At 68.8% G+C, this 15,088-nt stretch carries 14 protein-coding genes; 6 read left to right on the forward strand and 8 right to left on the reverse strand.

The genetic code is table 11. From position 1 onward, the window contains the following. Together IE107_RS08420 and IE107_RS08425 are read left to right on the forward strand one after the other, a co-directional pair. A complete protein-coding gene (locus IE107_RS08420) occupies positions 1 to 693 on the forward strand; it encodes a class I SAM-dependent methyltransferase (protein WP_189542707.1) in 693 nt (230 codons plus the stop codon). A 35-nt stretch (positions 694 to 728) separates the two neighbouring features. Continuing rightward, positions 729 to 1,274 (forward strand): HAD domain-containing protein, encoded by a 546-nt coding sequence (locus IE107_RS08425; protein WP_189542709.1) that lies wholly within the window; start codon positions 729 to 731, stop codon positions 1,272 to 1,274. A gap of 326 nt (positions 1,275 to 1,600) precedes the next feature. Here the strand turns inward: IE107_RS08425 and IE107_RS08430 are convergent, their stop codons facing one another. From IE107_RS08430 to IE107_RS08450, 5 genes are all read right to left on the reverse strand, one after another. Further along, a complete protein-coding gene (locus IE107_RS08430; RefSeq protein WP_189542712.1) occupies positions 1,601 to 3,187 on the reverse strand; it encodes an endonuclease NucS domain-containing protein in 1,587 nt (528 codons plus the stop codon). Between the two features lie 323 nt (positions 3,188 to 3,510). Beyond that, positions 3,511 to 5,208: a relaxase/mobilization nuclease domain-containing protein gene (locus IE107_RS08435; protein WP_189542714.1), complete on the reverse strand. Its 1,698-nt coding sequence runs from the start codon at positions 5,206 to 5,208 to the stop codon at positions 3,511 to 3,513. After that, a complete protein-coding gene (locus IE107_RS08440; RefSeq protein ID WP_189542716.1) occupies positions 5,198 to 5,773 on the reverse strand; it encodes a hypothetical protein in 576 nt (191 codons plus the stop codon). The genes IE107_RS08435 and IE107_RS08440 overlap by 11 nt, the downstream gene beginning before the upstream one ends. A gap of 315 nt (positions 5,774 to 6,088) precedes the next feature. Then, complete coding sequence (locus IE107_RS08445; protein ID WP_189542718.1) at positions 6,089 to 7,342, reverse strand: DUF3631 domain-containing protein; 1,254 nt, start codon at positions 7,340 to 7,342, stop codon at positions 6,089 to 6,091. A gap of 484 nt (positions 7,343 to 7,826) precedes the next feature. After that, positions 7,827 to 8,012: a helix-turn-helix transcriptional regulator gene (locus tag IE107_RS08450; RefSeq protein ID WP_189542927.1), complete on the reverse strand. Its 186-nt coding sequence runs from the start codon at positions 8,010 to 8,012 to the stop codon at positions 7,827 to 7,829. A gap of 127 nt (positions 8,013 to 8,139) precedes the next feature. On the opposite strand from IE107_RS08450, the gene IE107_RS08455 reads away from it, so the two are divergent. Together IE107_RS08455 and IE107_RS08460 are read left to right on the forward strand one after the other, a co-directional pair. After that, positions 8,140 to 8,640: a helix-turn-helix transcriptional regulator gene (locus IE107_RS08455; protein ID WP_189542721.1), complete on the forward strand. Its 501-nt coding sequence runs from the start codon at positions 8,140 to 8,142 to the stop codon at positions 8,638 to 8,640. A gap of 24 nt (positions 8,641 to 8,664) precedes the next feature. Then, complete coding sequence (locus IE107_RS08460) at positions 8,665 to 9,783, forward strand: tyrosine-type recombinase/integrase (RefSeq protein ID WP_189542723.1); 1,119 nt, start codon at positions 8,665 to 8,667, stop codon at positions 9,781 to 9,783. A 109-nt stretch (positions 9,784 to 9,892) separates the two neighbouring features. Here the strand turns inward: IE107_RS08460 and ychF are convergent, their stop codons facing one another. Beyond that, positions 9,893 to 10,981 carry a redox-regulated ATPase YchF gene (gene ychF / locus IE107_RS08465; protein WP_189542725.1) on the reverse strand — a complete coding sequence of 363 codons (1,089 nt, stop codon included), beginning with the start codon at positions 10,979 to 10,981 and terminating at the stop codon, positions 9,893 to 9,895. 322 nt (positions 10,982 to 11,303) lie between these two features. Between ychF and IE107_RS08470 the strand changes: the two genes are divergently transcribed. Then, the gene (locus IE107_RS08470) at positions 11,304 to 11,801 is read left to right on the forward strand and encodes a DUF6542 domain-containing protein (RefSeq protein WP_189542929.1); all 498 of its coding nucleotides are present in this window, start codon (positions 11,304 to 11,306) and stop codon (positions 11,799 to 11,801) included. Positions 11,802 to 11,811: 10 nt separating this feature from the next. Here IE107_RS08470 and ppgK read toward each other — a convergent pair whose 3' ends face one another. Both ppgK and IE107_RS08480 read right to left on the reverse strand, forming a co-directional pair. Next, on the reverse strand, positions 11,812 to 12,549 hold the full coding sequence (ppgK, locus tag IE107_RS08475) for a polyphosphate--glucose phosphotransferase (RefSeq protein WP_189542728.1): 738 nt from the start codon (positions 12,547 to 12,549) through the stop codon (positions 11,812 to 11,814). 60 nt (positions 12,550 to 12,609) lie between these two features. After that, positions 12,610 to 13,599, reverse strand: coding sequence for a 4-hydroxy-3-methylbut-2-enyl diphosphate reductase (locus tag IE107_RS08480; protein ID WP_373302414.1), 990 nt, complete (start codon positions 13,597 to 13,599; stop codon positions 12,610 to 12,612). A gap of 100 nt (positions 13,600 to 13,699) precedes the next feature. On the opposite strand from IE107_RS08480, the gene IE107_RS08485 reads away from it, so the two are divergent. After that, a complete protein-coding gene (locus IE107_RS08485) occupies positions 13,700 to 15,088 on the forward strand; it encodes an APC family permease (RefSeq protein ID WP_189542731.1) in 1,389 nt (462 codons plus the stop codon).

Here is a 15,088-nt window from a genome sequence, read left to right on the forward strand (position 1 = left end):
GTGCTCGCCCAGGCATCCCCATGGCACCCCCACGCCGCTCAGCGCACCGCCACCGGACTCGCCGAACCTCTCTCCGTACCCGCCCGGATGGAATGGACCACGAGACCCGGCCAAGGGCCCGGCACCGATGCCCTCGGGCCCGACCTGCGCGGTAAGCGGCTCCTGGAGCTTGGCTGCGGCCCCGGCCACAACGCCGCCCACCTCGCCACCCGGCATGGGGCGCGCGTCACCGGGGTCGATCTGGTCGGCCTGCAGATCCGCCGCGCCCGCTCCCACTACGGACGGCTGAACAACCTCACCTTCGTCGCCGACCACGCCCTGCACTACCTGCACGCCTCCGACGAACAGTTCGACGCGATCTACTCCGTCTTCGGCGCCGTAGGGCTCGTCGCTCCTGAACTCCTGCTGCCGACCATCGCCCAACGCCTCACTCCCGGCCGGGTGCTTGCCTTCTCCGCTCCGCACCCGCAGCGCGGCGGCCGCAGCCCCTCCGGCGACGACCGACCCCGCCGCGACTTCGTCACCCTTCCTGACCGCACCCGGCTCCCCATTGCCCGCTGGGAGTTCGACACCGCCCGCTGGGAGAGGCACCTCAGCCAAGCCGGGTTCTGGCTCACCTCGGCCCAGGAGTTCTACGACCCCCGCATGGGCCACTGGCCCACCACCCTGCTGATCCGCGCTCGCAAGCTCTGACGAGCCATCCGCCCCGGCCTCCCCTGGAGGAACCTATGCGTCCGCCCTACCTGCTCCTCGACATCGACGGCGTCCTCATACCCTTTCCCGACGCGGGCGGCTCGACCCCGGCCGCCCACGCCCGCCACGACGTCGTCCCCGCCGGCCGGAACACCGACGACCCGGTCACCGTCTGGCTCGACCCCGCTCACGGGCCCATGCTCATGGACGTGATCAGTACGGGTCTCGTCACGCCGGTCTGGTGCACCAGCTGGCGGCAGAACGCCACCACCCTGATCGGACCGCTCCTCGGACTCCCGCCTCTGCCCCACGTCGACCTGCCGCGTCCCCAGATCACCACCAGTCACCCCAACGGGTACCTGTGGAAACGCGACCACGTCGATGCCTGGCTGGCAGACGCCCCCGCCGTCTGGATCGACGACGACTTCACCGGCCTCGACCACGCCTGGGCGGCAGAGCGCACCGCCAAGGGAACGGCGACCCTTCTCGTTCAGCCCGACCCGCGCATCGGGCTGCAACCCGAGCACCTGACCGAGGTCACGACGTGGGTCTCGCAGCTGCCGGCAGCCCGTGCCGCCTGACGACTGATGCCCTCGCTGCCGCAGGCAGCGAGGGCATCAGGGTGCACTGTGGGCGCTGCCTGCGCCTGGGCACCGCCGACTGCATCCAGGGTGGCCGGGGGCATAGGCGCGTGCGGCGGAGCGGTGGCGGCGGCTTCGGCGTTCCATAGTGGGGACTTGCGCCGTTGAGATCGATTTTCTATTGACCCGCCAACGAAAATTACTCATCTATATTGCTCTCGACCAGCAATTTGTTGGCATCTATCAACCATCCAGGGGATTGCCCCTATGACCTCCGGATTCTAGTGATCGCGCGAGGTGACCCGTTGGCCGATCGCTGTGGAACATCAGGGCTCCAAATGAAATCCGGATCGATATGTCGAAATCATTGCATCAAACTGATCTCTGTACTTTTCCAGGAATGTATCGAGCGAGTAGGCGCCGTTCCAGCCAGCGTCGCGCAGCTGCGACCCCTCACAGGGGATCGGTAGTGTGCAGAGGTTCGCGTCCTTTACGAAGTGTAGTCGGAGTTCGCGCGCCTCGGAGATGTTCAATGGATTTCCCCCAATCTGCTCGATGAGTACGTAACGAAGACCGAGAAGGTTAAGGAGATCAAGATCAGTGACCCAGGCCGCATCCATGAGTCGGTGGGCCTGCCAGTGCATAGCGTCGCGATAAACCAACCTTACCCGGTCAGTCACATTGGTGTGCGGAATGCCGTCCCAATAGAGCGAGCCATGGATCGTGCGGTTGACGCCATCCTGGGTAAGTGCCGCTCCAAAGGCCATCGGAACAAGGTTTGAGAGCTTGTCAGGCCACCCGTGCACCAGGGATCGAATCAGGTCGCAGGGGTTGTACACGTGGAGCATGACATCCCGCTCTACGGCATCAGCCGAGACGTCGTCCAGCCACCGTCCCACGAGCCTCTCCCAATCGGGATTCCCCGCAAAGCACATCCTGCTCTCCTCCCGGAAAGCCGGCCATCTTCCACGATCCGTGGTACGCGCGGAGCCTGTGTAGAGGACTTCGCCAATTCCCTCTTCGTCACCGTTCAGGTCGCGGAGAAGATCTCGCTCGTCCAGCGAAGTGCGCTTCTCGAATTCACCTGCCGCCCGATAGCCCTCAATCTCCCAGTGCGGGTCCTCCGCCAGATGCCGGAGCACGCCGGGGCGGGCCGTATCATAGCCAGCTGCGAAGACATGCCGGGTGATATGGCAAAGGGCCGAGTACTCTAGGGGATACCCCCCAGTTTCCTCGTACGAATCCGCCTCATTGCCATCGAGCCATGCTGGCGCTTCATCGGGGTCCAGACGCCCAATTGCAAAATAGAGGCCGTACGGTGCGACCACAAGGTCTTTCTGTGAGATGCGTCGGAAGTCCGCCGCGAGGAGATCATGTGCTCCCGCCTCGGCGGATGCGGCCAGAATTTCGTTCCAGCCTTTCGATCGCTCCTCCGGGGAGTTGTAGAAGTAGATGAAGTGATGCGGGGTGACCCGAGGCGGCACCGCCGCTTCGAGAAATTCCACCCGGTCCGCGCGTACAGGGACGCCGTTGTCGTCCAATGTGAGTTGGTACCCGCGGAGATCGTGGGACCAGTCTCTCGCCATGTTGCTCACCGGGACGCGCAGTTCGTGCCAAGTGGTGGAGACAATCATCGCGCGGATGCGGTCCTTGCGGAGCCCCAACTCCTGCTGCAACAGCTCGGCGTACTTCGTGACCTCATGAAGGGCGCGGGCCGAGGTCGAGTCGGATCGCTTCAATTCGATCACCACCCACGACCCGTGGCCGTCTCGGGCCAGGATGTCTATACGCCCGCGTGTTCCATGAGCATTGGGCAGCGGGTACTCCGTGCCAATCAACCGAAGGCTCGGCTCGATGAGCGGCAGGAGGTCGGCCAGCATGTCGCGCAGTCGTGCCTCGTACGGAACATCCACGTCGCACACCTCATACAAGTCTCCGGGCCAGCAGATCAGTTGAGAACTGATCAGGTTTTGACAGTAGATGATCGGTCTGACAATCCTGACCCGTTCTCGACCTCAGCCCAACGAAGCCCGGGTCACAGCGTCTGACGGAAGGTCCGCCCCGCGGGTGAGCTCGCGCGTAGCCCGAGCAGTGGTGATCACGACGTTGGGGCTGCCGGGCGGCTACGGCCGCGGCGATCATCGTGAGGGCCGCAGAGGGCAGCACCATCATGAAGCTTCCATTGAACTCGACCCGGTGCCCCGCCACGATGCGTGGCGGGGGCATCTGGCCGGGGTCAGCGGTGCCGACTGTGCCCTTCGGGCCTCGTGCCCACTGGTGTGGCCGGTGAGATTGGTATGGCGGACATGGACGACGTGCCGCTGACCGTACTTCGCCTGCGAGCCGCTTGCGTCTGCCGGTTCGGTTGAGCGGTGATGCGCCAGTTGAGGACCTCAGCGGGGTACTCCGCACTGTCGAGCTCTCGTCCGGATCCCACCTCGGCCAGGAGGCGTCGGGGATTGTGGCCAGCGGTCTCGGCGTGGGCGAGGGTTGTGGTCAGGGCGACCCAAGCGGGGTCGGTGAGGATCCGGTCCGCGTGGTCGGGGAGGGTCGCACGAACGTCCTGCTCGTTGCGGCTGGCAGTCGCGGCTCGCGGTGCGCGGCGGGCCAAGTCCGCCAAGACGGGTGCGGCGGCCTGCTGGTAGCCCGCCTGAAGGTGGCGGAAGGCTTCTTCGGCCGCAGCGGCCTGCTGATCGTGGCCGCGCTGCTCATGCCATTTGGCAGCGGCGCGGGTCAGATGCACGGTGGCGAAGAGCAGGGCGACGGCGAGCCCGCCCGGCTGGCTGGAGGCGTAGGCGAGCTCCTTGGCGGCCTTGCGCAGGGCGGTGGCGGCCTGGTGGTCGGCGCGGGTGGCGGAACGGCGGGCGCGGTTGAACGCCATCGCCGCCGCCCGCAGTTCCGCCCGGTGAGGGCCGGTCGTGGCGCTGGCGATGTTGTACAGGGCATCGCCGAAGGCGGCCAGGTAGCCCTGGGCGGCAGCATCGTCACCGGAGTCGAGGACGGTGTGCGCCGTTTGTATTGCGGCAGTGGTGTGCCGCCATGGCTCGGCGGGGTCCGTCACATACCGCGGGCGGTCGGCCACCTCCTGGTCGGGGAGGCGTTCGCGCAGGCGGTTGATGGAGAGGTCGGGGGCGAGCTTCGAGCCGCCGTACCAGACGGGTTCGCCTGCCGCGTTGGTGTCGCCAGGTGCGGCGAGACTGTAGCCGATCACGTCGCCGGTCTCGGGGCCGAGTCGTGTCTTGACCTTGATACCGAGGGACTGCAGCACGGTGAAGTAGTCGGCTTCGGTACGTACGGCTGCGGCGACCGCGTACGCCTGCTCGCGCAGCCACTGCCGTGCCGTGACCGTCTGGCCCTGGCGCTCGGCCTTGGCGCGTTCGGCGCCGGTGGGAGTGCGGGGCGCGGTGAGGTCGCCGGACTTCAGGCGGCGCAGGCCGAACTCGGCCTCGATCTTGCGGCACTCGGCTTGGGCCCGCTGTCCGTCGTGGTGGGTGCGCGGGCGGCGTCCGTCGGCGCGGACGGTGGTGGCCATGATGTGGATGTGATCGTCGGCGTGGCGTACGGCGATCCACCGGCATGCCTTGTCGTCGCCCTCTGGGGCGATGCCTGTGGCGTGCACGATGCGGCGGGCGACCTCGGCCCACTCGGTGTCGGTGAGGTAGCGGTCGCCGGGCGCGGTGCGGACCGGGCAGTGCCAGACGTGCTGAGGTGGTTTCTTGCCGCCCAGTTCGCGGGTGCGCAGGTCGATGTGGTGGTCGAGGCGCTTGGCGAGCTGGGTGTAGGTGGCTGCCGGGTCGCGGCCGGGGTCGGGGGCGCCGGCCATGTCCCAGGCGGCGACGATGTGTGGGTCGTTGTGTTCGTCGCGGCGGCCGGGGCCGAAGAGGTAGGCGATCAGTCCGCGGGTGTCGGAGCCGGTGGAGACGTCAGGAACCATGCGCGGTGCCCTCCGTCAGGAGCTCGTCGATCAGTCGGTAGCTGTTCTCGGCCGCTTGCTCAACGCGGTCTAGCACCGCCTCGGCGCGCTCGGGCACCGTTCCTCGGTGGATGGCTGCGGTGATCTGGTTGAGGTTTCCGCCGATGCGGTTCAGCGCGACCGTGTGTGCCTCGATGGCCTCGATCAGCGGGCGGAGAGGATCGTCCTCCGGGCTGCCGACCAGTCCTGCCTTGCCGAGGGCGACGGCGAGGGCGGCGTCGCCGACGAATCCGGCGAACTTCTGACCGCGCTGGTGGGCGGCTGCGCTGATCACCCGGACCGCGGTCAGGGTGAAGCGGATGGTCTTCTCCTGGTCGCGCTTCTCCACCGTGCGCTTGCGGTTCATCAGCGCGGGCAGGGTGGGGGCATCGAGGTCCCGCCAGGAGGGCTGCTCGACGGGTGGTTGGACATCGGCAGGCGGCTGAGTGCTTGGGGCGACGGAGTCGGGTGCGGGCGGGCGGCTGGTCTCGGCTATGCCCTCCTCCGGCTCGGGCGCCCCCTGGCGCTCGGCCTTCTCCTCCGCCACCCCTGGGGCTGGGGCAAGCGCGGACGAAGCCTCGTTAGAGGCTCGTTCGCTCCAGCTTGCTGCTGATCGGCGGGTCAGGCCGAAGATTCGCTTGCGGCGGCGGGTGGGGGCGTTGTCGGTGTTCGTTTCGGGCATGGTGGTGCTCCGGTGGTCGTGTGGGGTGGGGCTTCGTCACGTCCGTTGCATCCGTCCCGTAGCTGGTCAGGACAGGTACGGAGGCGGTCGCAGGTACGGAGTGATCCGTATCGGCAAGGAACTCCGTCCCCGCGCTGACCTGCGCGGGAACGGATGCGACGGATTGATACGGAGCTGGTGTCAGCGAGTGGGCCTGGGGCCGGCAGGCCCGCCGGGCGGGCAGATGGGCAGCGTCCCCGACAGAGGGGCCGGTGGCTTGCCCTGGGCTCGATGTGCGAGCACGGCCTCGGCGGCTGCGGGGGCCGGTTGGGCGGGGTCGGGGCAGTAGCGGGCCCAGGCGTCGAGGAACTGGTTACGGGCGTATGCCTTGGCCTGCCTGCCGTTCTCGAAGCGGTGGTTGGCCGGGCTGATGCCGAAGTCGCGCAGCAGGTTGGCCAGGTGGTAGGCGTTCAGGCCCTTCGTTCCGTACTCGGCCCAGGGCGCCTCGGCGTCCTGGGCGAGGGCAGCGAGCAGGTCGTGGCTGCGCAGCGCCTCCATGTCGCCCTGTTGCTCGAAGACGCGGCGGAGGTCCCGGAGCAACCGGGTCTTCAGCGTCGTCTGCTCGTCCTGGACCACCTCATTGCGGGTCATCGTCAGGCAGGCGGCGCGGGCCCGCGAGGGCCAGTGTCCGCCGGCCAGGTCGGCGACGATGACCAGTGGCTCCCAGGTGTCCGCAGCCCGGTCCTCGACCGGCATCGGCGGCACCAGCCGCTCCGCTGCCCCGCGCAGCGGGGTCAGCCACGCGGTCAGTCGGTCGCGCAGCGCGTTCAGTTCCGGGACGGAGTACCGGGAGCGGAAGGCAGCGATCTTCTCGCCGGGCTTGCGCTTCTGCATGCGGAGGACGATGGCACGGTCCATGATCGTGTCCGGCAGGTCGCCGATCCCGGCTAGCGCGGCCATGGCGAAGGTCGGGAACGCGGTCGGCTTGTGTTCCGGGCCGGAGATTCGCCAGGCCGGGCGGTTGCGCTGGTGCCCGGCGTTCAGCAGGCCGCGCAGGTCCTCCTTATCGCCGGCCTTGGGGCCGAAGATGGTGTCGGCCTCGTCCACCAGCAGAGTCGGCGGGTTCTTGCCGATGACGCGGAAGACCACTGCAGGCGAGGTGTTCACCGTCATCATCGGCTGGTACACGGTCTCGTGGAGTACGTCGAGGACGCGGGACTTACCGCATCCCTTGGTCGGGCCCACCACCGCCAGGCGCGGTGCGTGCTGGAGGGCGGGCTGAGTGTGGGAGGCCGTCACCCACAGCGTGACCGCCGTCAGGGCCTCCTCGCTCGGCAGCACGACGTACCGGCCGATCGCCGCACGTAGATCATCCAGCAGCGCGGCTCCTTCGTCGGCCGTCTCGCCGCCCGTACCAGCGCGGTCCCCGGTCCCCGATCCGCCGTCGGGGACCACGGTCCCCGCAGATGTGTGGGGACCGTGGCTCTCACCATCGGCCCGGAAAGCGCCGTGCTCGCCCGGAATTCGGGGACCGGGCTCGGGGACCGGCGGACCTGAAGTCACTGTCCGGTCCCCGGTGTCCGGATCGGCGGGACCGGTCCCCAAGGCGCTGACCTGCACAGGTGCCGCGTTGGCGGAGTTTCGGTCCCCGACCGGAACACCCATCGAAGCAGGGGACCGTGACTCCGTTCGGTCCCCGTTGCGCCAGGGGATGCCCTGGCCGGGGACCGCGGGGGTGGGCCAGACAACCTCGGATGCGTTCGGGGCGGCGGTGGACGTAGGGTCCTCCATAGACGTTCCTCTCAGGTGAGGGACGGGACGGGCAAGGTCTCGCCCCTCACCGGTTCGTTCGTTCAGGGATGGGCGACGTGCAGGGGAATCTCCGGCCCTCGGCGTTGGCGCGCCGGGGGCCGTTGCTGTGTCTGGGCCTGTCGGTGGCTCACGAGGCCAGGCCCCATTCCTCCTGGCCGTCGATCAGCGTGCGCTCGTAGCGCAGCAGCTCGGCCTCCGGGTACAGCACCCGCTTGCCGATCTTGATGCCGCGCGGCCCCTTCTGGATGTGGCGCCAATAGCGGACGGTGCTTTCGGCTGTGCGGTAGCGCTCGGCGACCTCTGCGGTGGTCAGGTATCGCGTGCATTCCCATTCAGCTAGGTGGCGATTCGATCTGCATAGAGTTGTACCCCAGGATCGGCGGTTACCCAAATCGGGAAGCTCATGTTTCAATTGGGATAGCGGTGATGATGGAGGTTCGATGGCAGGCGACAGGCCCGAGGGCGGCGAGGTGCCGCTGCTCTACAGCGAAGGGAACGTGGCCGCGCGCGTGGCCTTGGAGCGCGAGGTCAGAGGGTGGAGCACGACCGAGCTGGCGGAGCGGGTGACCAGAGCCGGCATCAAGATGAACCAGACAGCGGTCTGGCGCATCGAGAACGGCACCCCCCGCCGGCGCATCAACCTCGACGAGGCCCTCGCCTTCTCCCGCGTCTTCGAGCTCCCCCTCGAAGAGCTGATGTCACCGCCCCTGGAGGGGCTCGACATCGACAGCCGGCGCCTCGTCCAAGAGGCCGTCGAGGCGTTCTACGAGACCCGAGACGCGCGCGACCGCCTGCACCGCGCCGTGGTCGCCATCGCCGACCACATCAAGGCGCATCCCGACAACTCGCGGGCCATCCACGAGCAGTGCCTCCGCCTCATGGGCGACGAGCGCGACGCTCGCACGCTCAGCAGCGACATCGAGGACGGCGGCCACTACTGACAACCAACACGAAGGAGAGGCCACTTGGCCAACATCCAGAAGCGCCCCAACGGCAAATGGCGGGCCCGCTACCGCGACCTCGACGGCAAGGAGCACGCCCGCCATTTCGACCGCAAGATCGACGCCCAGCGGTGGATCGACGAGGTCACGGCCAGCATGGTCACCGGCCAGTACGTCGACCCGCGATCGGCGAAGAAGCCCTTCAAGGAGTACGCGGAGGAATGGCGGGCCATCCAGCCGCACCGGCCCTCCACGGCCAAGGCAGTGGCCCAGCACCTGCGCTGCTACGTCTACCCGGCCTGGGAGAAGCGGGCACTCGGCGCCATCAAGCCCGGCGACGTACAGAGCTGGGTCACCAGCCTGACCACCACGCACGGGCTGGCCGCCAGCACCTCACGGACGGTCTTCAACACGGTCAACGCCGTCTTCCGGGCGGCCGTCCGTGACCGGATGATCCCCCACAACCCGTGCGCCGAGGCGAAGCTGCCCTCGGTGCCCCGGAAGAAAGTCGTGCCGCTGGCCGTCGAGCAGGTGCGGACGCTGTCCGAGAAGATACCCGCCCGCTACAAGGGCCTCGTGCTGCTCGGCGCCGCCACCGGGCTCCGCCCCGGCGAACTCTTCGGCCTCCAGCTCCGGCACGTGGACCTGCTGCACGCGACCGTCTCGGTCGAGCAGCAAATCCAGCAGACTGCCAAGCACGGCGTGTACGTCTGCCCGCCCAAGACCGCTCGCTCGCACCGCACGGTCCCACTCCCCCGCGTGGCGGTGGATGCGATGAAGGCCCACCTGCGGGACTTCCCCGCCGATGGGCCCGAGAGCTGGATCTTCACGGCGCCGCAAGGCGGGCCCGTGGTCTACACGCACTTCATGGACGGGTCCTGGCGGCCCGCCTGCGCGAAGGCCGGCATACCGAAGGGCACCGGACCCCACGCTCTCCGGCATCACTACGCCAGCCTGCTGATCAAGCACGGCGAGTCCGTGAAGACGGTCTCCGAGCGCCTCGGCCACACCAACGCGGCCATGACGCTGAACATCTACACCCACCTGTGGCCCGACTCCGAGGAGCGGACCCGGGCCGCCGTCGACAAGGCGTACGCGGACCAGTCCGCCGATGCCCAGCCGCAGGTCGACGAAGCGGCGTAGCCGCTACCCCCGCGCGCTGAACGAAGTCAGCACGCTGCGGACTCTGTGCGGACCGCAAAGGCCGCCCAACCCACTCCGCCGCAGGTCAGACGGCCTTTCGCCGAACGTATTAGACGTTGAAGCGGAACTCCACCACGTCACCGTCCTGCATCACGTAGTCCTTGCCCTCCATGCGGGCCTTGCCCTTGGCGCGGGCCTCGGCGACCGAGCCGGTTTCGACCAGGTCCTCGAAGGAGACGATCTCCGCCTTGATGAAGCCCTTCTGGAAGTCGGTGTGGATGACACCGGCCGCCTCGGGGGCCGTGGCGCCCTTCTTGATCGTCCAGGCGCGGGCTTCCTTCGGGCCTGCCGTGAGGTAGGTCTGCAGGCCCAGGGTGTCGAAGCCGACGCGGCCGAGGGTGGCGAGACCGGGCTCTTCCTGGCCCATGGACTGGAGGAGCTCCAGGGCCTCGTCGTCGTCGAGCTCGATCAGCTCGGACTCGATCTTGGCGTTGAGGAAGATCGCCTCGGCCGGGGCGACCAGGGCGCGCTGCTCGTTCTTGAAGTCCTCGTCGACCAGCTCGTCCTCGTCGACGTTGAAGACGTAGAGGAAGGGCTTGGTGGTCAGGAGGTGCAGCTCGTGGAGCAGCTTGCCCTTCTCGGTGCCCGCGGTGATGCCCGCGGCGAAGAGGGTCTGGCCGGACTCCAGGATCTTCTGGGCCTCCTCGACGGCGGCGAGGACCGCGACCTTCTCCTTCTGGAGACGGGACTCCTTGGTGAGGCGCGGGACGGCCTTCTCGACGGACTGGAGGTCGGCGAGGATCAGCTCGGTGTTGATCGTCTCGATGTCGTCCTTGGGCGAGACCTTGCCGTCGACGTGGACGACGTTCTCGTCCTTGAAGGCGCGGATGACCTGGCAGATCGCGTCGGACTCGCGGATGTTCGCGAGGAACTTGTTGCCCAGGCCCTCGCCCTCCGAGGCGCCGCGGACGATGCCTGCGATGTCGACGAAGTCGACCGTCGCGGGGAGCAGCCGCTGGGAGCCGAAGATCTCGGCCAGCTTGTTCAGACGGGCGTCCGGGACGCCGACGACGCCGACGTTCGGCTCGATCGTGGCGAACGGGTAGTTGGCCGCCAGCACGTCGTTCTTGGTCAGGGCGTTGAACAGGGTCGACTTGCCGACATTCGGCAGGCCGACGATTCCGATCGTGAGCGACACGTTGGCGACTTCCTGAGGAGTGAGGCGGTGGGCGGGAACGCTGCGGGCCCAGGCGGGCCGATTCTCCAGTTTACGGGCGGGGGCAACCGGGTACCCACGGGTCCGGTCGGGTGCTGATCCGGTTCCCGTTCCGCCGTGTGGCATCGAACTCATCCCCTAGGTCGCCCAAAGGGCGTGTCCCGCACCTGTTTCCTCCCGCCCGGCGACCTACGTTGTCCCGGTGGAGCAGCACAGGACACGTCCCCCGCAGCGCAGGCAGTCTCGCCAGGCCCCGCTGTCCCCGCAGGGCACCATCGAGGAGGCCGCGACCGTCTACCGGGTGGTGAGCGCGCCGGAGGGCCGCTCCCGGCCCGTGCCGCCCGTTGTGCTCGCGCTGCGGAGACTGCCCAATCCCCGGCTGACCGGCATCGGGGCCGGGCTCTTCGCCGCTGCCACCATGTTCGCGATCGCCTGCCTCGACCTGCTGGTCCTCGACGGTTCGTCGCTGGTGTTCGGGGTGCTGTTCCTGCCGGTCAGCGCGCTGACCGCGCTGTGGGTGCGGCCCGCGGACCTGGTGACGGCGCCGATCATCATGCCGATCGCGTTCGCCGTCGGGGTCGTCCCGATCGCCGGTGGCACGGGCGGCTTCGGCGGACAGACCATGGCGGTCGTCACCGCGCTCGCCGTGCACGCCGGATGGCTGTACGGCGGAACGCTCATCGCCGGGCTCATCGCGACCGTACGCAAGGTACGGCTGATGCGTCAGCGGCAGCGCCGCACGCCGCTCGCCGCGCAGACGGCACGCCCCTCCTCGCAGGGACCGCGCCGCCCGCGGCGGTGAAGAGCAGTCCTCAGCGGTCCGCGGCCGCCATTGCGGCGCCCACGATGCCGGCGTTGTTCTGGAGCTCCGCCGGCACCATCTCGGCCCGTACGTGCTCGACCAGGGGCAGGAACTTGTCGGCCTTGCGGCTGACCCCGCCGCCGATGATGAAGAGCTCGGGCGAGAACAGCATCTCCACATGGGTCAGGTACTTCTGCACCCGGTGCGCCCAGTGGTGCCAGCTCAGGTCCTCGTCCTCCTTGGCCTTGGTGGAGGCGTGCTTCTCCGCGTCGTGGCCGTTCAGCTCCAGGTGGCCCAGCTCGGTGTTGGGGACGAGCCGGCCGTCGACGAAGAGGGCGCTGCCGATCCCCGTACCGAGGGTCAGCATGATCACGGTCCCCTTGCGGCCCCGGCCCGCGCCGAACGTCATCTCGGCGACACCGGCGGCGTCCGCGTCGTTCAGCACGGTGACGGGGAGGCCCAGCCGCTCGCTGAGGAGTCCGCGGGCGTCCGCGTCGATCCAGCCCTTGTCGACGTTGGCCGCGGTACGGGTGACACCGCCGGTGACGACGCCCGGGAAGGTGACGCCGACCGGGCCCGACCAGTCGAAATGGCCGACGACCTCGGCCACGCACTCGACCACGTCCTTGGGCGTGGCCGGGTGCGGTGTCAGTACTTTGTGGCGCTCCTGCGCCAGGTCTCCGCGGTCCAGGTCCACGGGAGCGCCCTTGATCCCGGATCCGCCGATGTCCACGCCGAAGATCTGCATGCAGTCCACGGTACGGGCAGGCGGCCCGGCCCACTTCCCGGAACGCCCCGATGCCGGGCGCTACTTCTCCGAGAGTGCGGCGGCCTCGGCACGCAGATCGCGGCGAAGCTCCTTGGGCAGCGAGAAGGTGATGGACTCCTCGGCCGCCTTCACGATCTCCACGTCCTCGAAACCGCGCTCGGCCAGCCAGGCCAGGACGCCGTCGACCAGGACCTCGGGAACCGACGCCCCGGAGGTGACGCCGACCGTGGAGACTCCCTCCAGCCAGGCCTCGTCGATCTCTTCGGCGAAGTCGACCAGATGGGCGTCGTTCGCACCGGCGCCGAGGGCGACCTCGACCAGGCGGACCGAGTTGGAGGAGTTCTTGGAGCCGACGACGATCACGAGGTCGGCGTCCTCGCCCATCTGCTTCACCGCGATCTGGCGGTTCTGCGTGGCGTAGCAGATGTCGTCGCTGGGCGGCGAGACCAGCAGCGGGAACTTCTCCTTGAGCGCGCCGACCGTCTCCATGGTCTCGTCGACGGAGAGCGTGGTCTGGGAGAGCCAGACGACCTTGGACGGGTCGCGCACCTCGACACCGGCGACGTCCTCGGGGCCGTCGACCAGCGTGATGTGGTCGGGGGCCTCACCGGAGGTGCCGATGACCTCCTCGTGGCCCTCGTGGCCGATCAGGAGGATGTCGAAGTCGTCCTGCGCGAAGCGGACGGCTTCCTTGTGGACCTTGGTGACCAGGGGGCAGGTCGCATCGATCGTGGCGAGCTTCCGCTCGGCCGCCTCCTGGTGCACGGTCGGCGCGACGCCGTGCGCGGAGAACATCACGATCGACCCCTCGGGGACCTCCGCGGTCTCCTCGACGAAGATCGCGCCCTTCTTCTCCAGGGTCTGTACGACGTACTTGTTGTGGACGATCTCGTGGCGTACGTAGACCGGGGAGCCGTACTGCTCCAGGGCCTTCTCCACGGCGATCACGGCACGGTCCACGCCCGCGCAGTAGCCACGGGGAGCGGCGAGCAGGACGCGGCGAGGTGTCGTAGCAGTCATGCGACCCATCGTAAGGCCGAGTCGAACGCGCGGAAGATCGGCCGGGTGGCGAGACTGATCCGTACGCGGTCCGGGCGGGACTGATCCGTACGCGGTCGAGGGAGGGCTCATGTCGGAGAGCGGCGGCGGGGGCGGGTTCACGGAGGCGGCGGGGGCTGCGGGGGCGCACCAGGAGGGCGGGAGGCTGCGGCGGACGCTCGGCTTCCGGGATCTGGTGGTCTACGGGCTGCTGTTCATCGCGCCGATGGCGCCCGTCGGGGTGTTCGGCACGCTCGACGCGAAGTCGGACGGCGCCGTCGCGCTGGTCTACGTGGCGGCGACGGTGGTGATGGCGTTCACGGCGTTCAGTTACGCACAGATGGTGCGGGTCGCCCCGCTGGCGGGTTCGGTCTTCGCGTACGCGCGCAAGGGACTCGGGGAGGGGGCGGGGTTCGTCGCCGGGTGGATGGCGATGCTCGACTATCTGCTGATCCCGGCGGTCGCCTATCTCTTCTCCGGGATCGCGCTCAACGCGCTGGTGCCGTCGGTGTCGCGGTGGGTGTGGACGGCGCTCGCCGTCGTCGTCACCACGCTGCTCAATCTCTGGGGTGTGCGGGCCGCCGCCCGGGTCGGCTTCGCGGTGCTGGCGATGGAGATCGTGGTGCTGCTGGTGTTCCTGGCGTCGGCGGTGTTGGTGCTCGTACGGGACGGGGCGCAGCGCGGCTGGCTGACTCCGCTCACCGGTGATTCCGGCTTCTCCGCGGCGGCGGTGCTGGGGGCGGTGTCGGTGGCCGTGCTGTCGTATCTGGGCTTCGACGCGATCGCCACATTCGCGGAGGAGGTGACCGGGGGCTCGGCGAAGGTGGCGCGGGCGCTGCTGTTCTGTCTGGTGCTCGCGGGTGTGCTGTTCGTGGCGCAGGCATATCTGGCGGCGCTGCTCGAACCGATGACGTCGGCGCAGCTGGCCGCCGATCCGGCCGCGCAGGGGTCGGCGTTCTACGACACGGTGGACTCGGCGGTCGGGAGCTGGCTGCACGATCTGGTGGCGGTGAGCAAGGCGATCGGGGCGGCCTTCGCCGCGCTGGCCGGGCAGGCCGCGGCGGGCCGGCTGCTCTTCGCGATGGCCAGGGAGCGGCGGCTGCCGCGGGTGCTCGCCAGGGTCGACCCGGGGTCCGGGGTGCCGCGGCCGGCGATTCTGCTGGCCGCGGCGGTGACGCTGATCGCCGCGGTGTGGGCGGCCCGGCGCGCCGACGGGCTCGATCATCTGGTGTCGGTCGTCGACATCGGCGCGCTCACGGCCTTCGTGCTGCTGCACGCGTCGGTGGTCGGCTGGTTCGTCGTGCGCCGGATGGAGGGGCCGCCGAGCTGGTGGCGGCATGTACTGGTGCCGGTGGTGGGTGCGGGGGTGCTGATCGCGGTGATCGTGGAGGCGACCTGGAGCGCCCAGGTGGTGGGGTTGTGCTGGTTCGGGGTGGGGCTGGTGGTGCTGGCATTGCAGTGGGGGCGGCGCAGGGCCTGA

Source organism: Streptomyces gelaticus (assembly GCF_014649535.1).
In the GTDB taxonomy this organism is placed as follows: domain Bacteria; phylum Actinomycetota; class Actinomycetes; order Streptomycetales; family Streptomycetaceae; genus Streptomyces; species Streptomyces gelaticus.

Coding starts and splice junctions, on each gene's coding strand:
- IE107_RS08425 (WP_189542709.1), top strand. CDS start 729: ATGCGTCCGCCCTACCTGCTCCTCGACATCGACGGCGTCCTCATACCC.
- IE107_RS08435 (WP_189542714.1), bottom strand. CDS start 5,208: ATGGTTCCTGACGTCTCCACCGGCTCCGACACCCGCGGACTGATCGCC.
- IE107_RS08455 (WP_189542721.1), top strand. CDS start 8,140: ATGGCAGGCGACAGGCCCGAGGGCGGCGAGGTGCCGCTGCTCTACAGC.
- IE107_RS08480 (WP_373302414.1), bottom strand. CDS start 13,599: ATGGGTCGCATGACTGCTACGACACCTCGCCGCGTCCTGCTCGCCGCT.
- IE107_RS08485 (WP_189542731.1), top strand. CDS start 13,700: ATGTCGGAGAGCGGCGGCGGGGGCGGGTTCACGGAGGCGGCGGGGGCT.
- ppgK (WP_189542728.1), bottom strand. CDS start 12,549: ATGCAGATCTTCGGCGTGGACATCGGCGGATCCGGGATCAAGGGCGCT.